The sequence below is a fragment of the Xanthomonas euvesicatoria pv. euvesicatoria genome, assembly GCF_020880415.1.
GTDB lineage: Bacteria > Pseudomonadota > Gammaproteobacteria > Xanthomonadales > Xanthomonadaceae > Xanthomonas > Xanthomonas euvesicatoria.
On record NZ_JAJIUJ010000077.1, the window covers coordinates 1 to 6,680 of the forward strand.

Genomic DNA, 6,680 nt, shown 5'->3' on the forward strand with positions numbered 1-6,680 from the left:
GCGCGCCTCTCCTTGACGCCGCACGCCGACTGCGACGCAGGTTGCTCATGCAGGTGCGCGCGGCACACCTGCCTGGTGAACAGGCCGCCAGCCAAATCAAGCCCCTGGCCTGATCCAACGTGACGACATCAATCAATCGGAGATCTACCGCAATGCAACTCGCAGCCCGCTTCGCTTCACGCAGCCCCGTCCTCCGCTCGGCAGCACCTTTGACCGATGACCAGATCCGGACTGTGGCGCCTTCAATTTTTGCCGAGGCTCCGCATGGCAGTCGCTCCGAACGCTACACCTACATTCCGACCGGGCAGGTATTGGCAAAGCTGAGGAACGAAGGGTTTCAGCCCTTCATGGTCTGTCAGACGCGCGTGCGCCAGGACGAGCGACGCGACCACACCAAGCACATGTTGCGCCTGCGCCATGCAAGTCAGATTGAAGGCCAGGAAGCGAATGAAATTATTCTGCTGAACTCCCACGATGGGACGAGCAGCTATCAGATGCTGGCGGGCATGTTCCGCTTTGTGTGCCAAAACGGTCTGGTGTGCGGCGACACCGTTGCTGACGTGCGGGTCCCGCACAAAGGCAACGTGGTTGATCAAGTGATCGAAGGCGCCTATGAGGTGCTGCGCGGCTTCGATCGCGTAGAGCAATCCCGTGATTCGATGAAAGCGGTAAAGCTCAGTTCGGGTGAATCCGAACTTTTCGCTCGCTCAGCGCTGGCCCTGAAGTATGACGAGCCGACTGCGACGCCCATCACGGAAGACCAAGTTCTAAGGCCGCGCCGTATGGCCGACACCGATAGCAGTTTATGGACCGTGTTTAACCGGACTCAAGAGAACCTTGTGCGTGGCGGCTTGTCTGGGCGCACCTCAGCCGGTCGCCGCCAGCGCACTCGCGAGGTTCAAGGCATCGACCAGAATGTGCGATTGAACCGCGCCCTATGGTTGCTGGCCGATGGCATGCGGAAGTTGAAGGTGTGAGCCTAACCCGCCCAAAGTGGCCGCCCTCAGCGGCTACTTTGGGCGCCAAGGCCGCCGGCTCCAGTTCTATACGCATCTGCCGTTAAAGCCTGTTGCTTAGTGATCCAATCTAGGCACTTTGCCTGTGCTGATCGCAAACGCGCGAGGTGAATTGTGACCCGCGTCGGAATTAAGACCTGTAGTGCAGGCTCCTAAAACAAGCTGGCCGGCTGTCAAAAAAGCATTAAAAAATGCTTGACGTGGGCCAGCTATAAGGTATTATTTCTACTGTCGCAACAGTGCGACAGTAGATTGCAAAATCCAAAATACGAAGGGAGTCGTGATGTTGCTTCTTGCTCGGATGCTCAATGAGACAATTAGGATCGGTGACGACATCACTGTCACCGTCGTCTCTGTCAAGAAAGGGCAGGTTCGGCTGTCAATTTCCGCGCCCAAAGATGTGCCCGTGCACCGCGAAGAGGTTTTTAACCGGATCGCGACCGAGGGCCCAAAGAAGCCTGTAACAGGAAAGCTTGATTGATGTCTTATTCTCGCGACTACCAAGTGGTGACGTTCCCGGACCGAGAAAAGCCCAATCGAAAGCAGGTGGTTCTGCTTGTGATAGAGCAGCAGACCACAGGAAATTCCATCATTGGAGACGGCAGCATTTCGATCGTTGCCTATGCTTTGAGCCCTGACTTGATGCGCGGAAATGACCGCAATTTTCGCTTGGGCTCACTGGGAGGTAGCTACATTTTCTTAGGTCCTGCGCTTGCTGACCACAGGTTCAAGGTGACTGGTGGGGGTATGGAGCTGGCTACGTCCGTGAGAAATTCAGGCCTTGGTTCTTATATGCAAAGCGAGGTTATTAAGTGGGCGAAAGAAACTGGGCAAAACGGCCCGGTGGATCGCATCAAACTATCCTCTGTCCATGCTCCTGACCAAGAGACGGCGGACTTGCGAAATCGATTCTATCGCCGCTTTGGCGTACGTTTTAGATGGCATCCGCCCATCAATGGGGTAACGCGCGCAGAAGGCTATTCATTTCGCAAAATAATGCTCGCTGATTTGCAGGTTGTCCTGCCAAGCCGCCCTGTCACTGCTACGCGGCTTCTCGATGGACTTCAGGATTTTACAAGGAATCTAGACATCTTAGAGGCTGATGTGGCTCGCCTTGAAAACATAAGAGCGCGAGACAAAACCACAATATCGAATCTGCGTTCTAAGTCAAAACAGAACGCGAACATGGCTGTGGCTCTCGGATCCGCGTTAGTGGCCATTTGTCTTGTGACCTTCGCTTTAGCAATCCGCCAATAATTATTACATTTCATCACACGGAGACATTATGAATATAACAGGTGATGCTGCGAGCCGTTTCCCGCTCGCCGAGACCGCTCAATCGTTTTCAGTGGTTCAATACATGTGGGTGATTAGCGCAGTCGTGCTTGCGATGACGCTGTTGGCTTTCACCATGACGCTTATTCCTGCTAAGAAAGCCGCAACGTCATCTGCGGCTGCCATCATCATGGCTGCGTTTTCCATGCTCGCTGGTAATGACCTCAAGAATGCGCGTCTGTATGACGCTCAGGCTCTACCTCTCCCTGCGGTTTCCTCCGCAGTTGTGACAGGCGGTGGCTGCACCCCTGTGCGCACGGTTTTGAAATTGAGCAGTCAAGAGGAAGTCACGGTTTCCGGATCGATGGGATTGAACCCAGGGGAGATTATTTCGCGCAAAATCATTGGTGAAAAAAGCTACGTATGCCGTGGTACTGAGCATACTGTTGATTGCAAAGCTGTTGACTAACAGGGCGTCAGGGAGGTTGGCGCCAATCACAATAAATTCCTTTTTCTTGCGTTATTTCTTACTCAAATGGAGTTCTCCATGTCTTATCGCACTGCCCCGCTCCGCTCTTTGATGGCCGTGGCCATCGCCATTGCGGCCACCCCGGCCATGGCCGCGTCTGCGTTCGACCAGACCGTGTTCTTCGGTGACAGCCTCACCGACAGCGGCTACTACAACCCATTGCTGCCGGCCGCCTCGCGCGCCGTCACCGGCAAGTTCACCACCAACCCGGGCTGGGTCTGGGCCGAATACGTCGCCGACCATTACGGCACCAATGCCGCGCCCAACGGCAATGGCCAGACCGGCGACAACTACGCTGCCGGCGGCGCCCGCATCCAGGCCAGCTCGGTCAGCGCGCTCGGCGCTGCGCCGTCGGTGACCAGCCAGGTGAACACCTACTTGGCTGCCAACGGCGGCCAGGCCAACCCGAATGCGCTGTACACCGTGTGGGGCGGCGCCAATGATTTGTTGTTCGCATCTGCTGTTCCGTCGCAGGCGCAGGCCATCATCGGCAACGCGGTCACCGCGCAGGTCGGTTCAGTCGGCGCCTTGCAGGCCGCCGGCGCGCGCTATGTGATGGTGCCGACCATTCCGGACGTGGGCATCACCCCGCGCTTCCGCGCCGGCGGTGCCGTCGCGATGGCGCAGGGCACTGCTGCGGCAACCGCCTACAACACCGCATTGTTCAATGGCCTGCGGTCGGCCGGCCTGCGCGTGATCCCGGTCGACACCTTCCACATCCTGCAGGAAGTGGTTGCCGATCCTGGCACCTACGGCTTCAGCAACGTTACCAGCACCGCCTGCAACCCGGCCGTGCCGCTGCCGGCCTGCAACCCGACCAGCCTGGTCGCCGCCAACGCGCCCAACACCTATGTGTTCGCCGATGGCATTCACCCGACCACCGCCACCCACCAGATCCTGGGCGAGTACGCCATCTCGCTGCTGGAAGCCCCGCGTCTGCAGCAGGTGCTGACGCATTCGGCGCAGGCGATCGGCCGCGCGCGCGCCGACCAGGTGGCCTGGCATCTGGACGGCAAGCCGGACGCCGATGGCCTGCGTTGGTGGGGTAGCGTGCGTGGCGACATGCAGCGTTACGACCACGCCGATCTGTACGACGGCATGGCCCCGGCCGGCCTGTTCGGTGTGGACTGGACTGCGGGCGACCTGGTGTTCGGCGGCTTTGCCGGCTTCGGCAGCATGGACGCCGACTTCGGCAACCGTAACGGCAGCTTCAAGCAGGACGACACCACGCTGGGCGGCTTCTTCGGCTGGTACACCGGCCCGGTCTGGGTCAATGCGCAGGTCAGCTACAGCTGGCTGAGCTACGACGTCGACCGCGAAGTGCAGCTCGGGCCGGCCACCCGCGTGCACAGCGGCTCGCCGGACGGCAGCAACCTCACCGCCGCGGTCAACGCCGGCTATTCGCTGGGCGAAGGCAACGTCAAGTACGGCCCGGTGGTCGGCCTGACCTGGCAGAAGCTCAAGCTCGACGGCTACACCGAGAGCAACGAAAGCTCCACCGCATTGGGCTATGCCGATCAGGACATCGACTCGATGGTCGGTCGCATCGGCTTCCAGGTGCGCCTGGACGGTGCTGCGGTCAAGCCGTACCTGCAGGCGACCTACGACCACGAGTTCAAGGACGGCACCGAAGCCAGCGCCTGGCTGCAGTCGATGCCGGAAGTGGGCATGTACACCGTCCCCGGGCAGAACTTCGATCGCAACTACGCGACCGTCGTACTGGGCGCCCGCACCGGCCTATGGGGCCTGCAGAGCAACATCGGCCTGAGCACCACCACCGCCCAGCGCAGCGCCCGCGACGCGACGCTGTTCGTGAATTTTAGTGGTTCGTTCTAACCAATAAGCTACTCCGCCGAGACCAGATTTCACCTGGTCTCGGTTTTTCCGCTTCGTCACACCAAATATTCTGATACTTCCACCATAAGGCGCCAACCTTATCCTCAGGATGCCCATGAAAGACATTAATCCAATTATCAAGTTTTCGGCGGTATTTTTCGCTTACATGGCCATCCAAACCGTATCGGTCGCCATCTTAGTCGGCATCCCCACGGACCCTGTGAGCATCTCCCTCGCATTTGGCGTATTCGGCGCACTGCCAGCTGCTGCAAACGGCATGTATTGGACGACCAAACCGTGGACTCTATTCGGCGAACGCGACTAGAAGCTAGGCGATCCGCACCGAAATGTTCGCAGAATCAAACATGCGCTTCGTTACAGGACTTTGAACGATGAAATATCTATTTGAAGCGCTGTCGACCGCTCAATCACTTTGGCCAACTCCCTCGCTGGCGATGTTCGCGAGCAGTAGCGCGACGCCCATTTCCGATGCATTGGCGAAGGCGGCCCCATTCCTGGTTACCGATGGCGAAGTGAGCACATCGCGCTATATGGTTCTGCTGATGGCGTGCCTGATGTGCGTGTTGATTCCGGTCATCGTCATGTCCAAACTCACAGGCCAAGGGAACAGGGGCGCTCTGCGCAACGTTGGGATCTGCCTGCTTGGCACCGTCTTCGCACTGACCCCATTCACGCTGCCAATCGGTTTTGGTTTTATGGGCTACGCGCTTTGGCGGTCTGCATTCCCAGCTACTACAACCGCGTAGCGAGCACCGTCAGCTGCCGCCGCTGCTGTTCTCCCTTGGAGTTATCACGATGAAATTTCGCCACTCGCTTCTGTACGCCATCCGCCACTATTTCGTATTCCTGGTCCTGAGCTGCGCACTTGTCGGCTTTGGCATCCACGGCATTGCGACCTTTGAGCCGCCCGCATCCAATGCGGCATTTAGCAGTCCAATCAGCGACAACGCGTGGGTGATCTACTTGGTCGGCGTTGTTTGCGGTCTGGGGGGGCTTCTCTGGATCGCCTACAGGTCCCGCTAATGACACAGTAGGCGGCGTCAAAGCGCGGACGGTCGCCGGCAGAATCCACCCCGCTGCCGCCTCGCGTGGCCAGCGCCTGGCGCAGTCACTCTTGGGCGCAGCAGCTGCAACGGCGCCGGCCATACGGCCGCCGCCTGCAGGAGCTCGACCAGGTCGACGCCGTCGCCGGCAGATCCACACCGCTGCCGCCTCGCGTGGCCAGCGCCTGGCGCCGGCCGCTCTCGCGCGCAGCAGCTGCAACGGCGCCGGCCGTGTGGCCGCCGCCTGCAGGAGCTCGACCAGGTCGACGTCGTCGCCGGCAGATCCACCCCGCTGCCGCCTCGCGTGGCCCGCGCCTGGCGCCGGCCGCTCTCGCGCGCCAGCAACTGCACCGGCGCCGGCCGTGCGGCCGCCGCCTGCAGGCGCTGCACCAGGTCGACGCTGCCGCCGACAGATCCACACCGCTTCCGCCTCGCGTGCCCGCGCCAGGCGCTGGCCACTCTCGGGCGCCAGCAGCTGCACCGGCGCCGGCCATGCGGCCGCCGCCTGCAGGAGCTCGACCAGGTCGCCGGCGCCGCCGGCAGATCCACCCCGCTGCCGCCTCGCGTGGCCAGCGCCTGGCGCCGGCCGCTCTCGCGCGCTAGCAGCTGCAGCGGCGCCGGCCTTGCGGCCGCCGCCTGCAGGCGCTGCACCAGGTCGACGCTGCCGCCGACAGATCCACACCGCTGCCGCCTCGCGTGCCAGTAGCTGCAACGGCGCCGGCCGTGCGGCCGCCGGCTGCAGGAGCTCGACCAGGTCGACGCCGTCGCCGGCAGAATCCACGCCGCTGCCGCCTCGCGTGCCCGCGCCAGGCGCTGGCCACTCTCGGGCGTCAGCAGCTGCAACGGCGCCGGCCGTGCGGCCGCCGCCTGCAGGAGCTCGACCAGGTCGATGCCGTCGCTGGCAGAATCCACGCCGCTGCCGCCTCGCGTGCCCGCGCCAGGCGCTGGCCACTCTCGGGC

The 6,680-nt window shown here is 61.2% G+C and carries 8 protein-coding genes; all 8 read left to right on the forward strand.

Annotated features, from left to right (window positions below; genetic code table 11):
* Positions 1-152 precede the first annotated feature (152 nt).
* Complete coding sequence (locus tag LN450_RS13395; protein WP_228892786.1) at positions 153-977, forward strand: DUF932 domain-containing protein; 825 nt, start codon at positions 153-155, stop codon at positions 975-977.
* Positions 978-1,299: 322 nt separating this feature from the next.
* Positions 1,300-1,497 carry a carbon storage regulator CsrA gene (csrA, locus tag LN450_RS13400; RefSeq protein ID WP_228892789.1) on the forward strand — a complete coding sequence of 66 codons (198 nt, stop codon included), beginning with the start codon at positions 1,300-1,302 and terminating at the stop codon, positions 1,495-1,497.
* On the forward strand, positions 1,497-2,273 hold the full coding sequence (locus tag LN450_RS13405) for a hypothetical protein (protein ID WP_228892792.1): 777 nt from the start codon (positions 1,497-1,499) through the stop codon (positions 2,271-2,273). The genes csrA and LN450_RS13405 overlap by 1 nt, the downstream gene beginning before the upstream one ends.
* A gap of 28 nt (positions 2,274-2,301) precedes the next feature.
* Entirely contained in the window at positions 2,302-2,760 is a 459-nt protein-coding gene (locus tag LN450_RS13410) for a hypothetical protein (protein WP_228892794.1), read from the forward strand.
* Between the two features lie 111 nt (positions 2,761-2,871).
* Entirely contained in the window at positions 2,872-4,656 is a 1,785-nt protein-coding gene (locus tag LN450_RS13415; protein WP_228892801.1) for an autotransporter outer membrane beta-barrel domain-containing protein, read from the forward strand.
* 115 nt (positions 4,657-4,771) lie between these two features.
* Entirely contained in the window at positions 4,772-4,981 is a 210-nt protein-coding gene (locus tag LN450_RS13420; protein ID WP_228892796.1) for a hypothetical protein, read from the forward strand.
* Positions 4,982-5,048: 67 nt separating this feature from the next.
* A complete protein-coding gene (locus LN450_RS13425) occupies positions 5,049-5,423 on the forward strand; it encodes a hypothetical protein (RefSeq protein ID WP_228892799.1) in 375 nt (124 codons plus the stop codon).
* Between the two features lie 49 nt (positions 5,424-5,472).
* Entirely contained in the window at positions 5,473-5,700 is a 228-nt protein-coding gene (locus tag LN450_RS13430; protein ID WP_209271271.1) for a hypothetical protein, read from the forward strand.
* Positions 5,701-6,680: the final 980 nt, after the last annotated feature.

Bases quoted from the DNA above. Each gene is read 5' to 3' on its own strand.
- LN450_RS13430 (WP_209271271.1), top strand. From the start codon at position 5,473: ATGAAATTTCGCCACTCGCTTCTGTACGCCATCCGCCACTATTTCGTA.
- LN450_RS13395 (WP_228892786.1), top strand. From the start codon at position 153: ATGCAACTCGCAGCCCGCTTCGCTTCACGCAGCCCCGTCCTCCGCTCG.
- LN450_RS13405 (WP_228892792.1), top strand. From the start codon at position 1,497: ATGTCTTATTCTCGCGACTACCAAGTGGTGACGTTCCCGGACCGAGAA.
- LN450_RS13420 (WP_228892796.1), top strand. From the start codon at position 4,772: ATGAAAGACATTAATCCAATTATCAAGTTTTCGGCGGTATTTTTCGCT.
- LN450_RS13425 (WP_228892799.1), top strand. From the start codon at position 5,049: ATGAAATATCTATTTGAAGCGCTGTCGACCGCTCAATCACTTTGGCCA.
- csrA (WP_228892789.1), top strand. From the start codon at position 1,300: ATGTTGCTTCTTGCTCGGATGCTCAATGAGACAATTAGGATCGGTGAC.
- LN450_RS13415 (WP_228892801.1), top strand. From the start codon at position 2,872: ATGGCCGTGGCCATCGCCATTGCGGCCACCCCGGCCATGGCCGCGTCT.
- LN450_RS13410 (WP_228892794.1), top strand. From the start codon at position 2,302: ATGAATATAACAGGTGATGCTGCGAGCCGTTTCCCGCTCGCCGAGACC.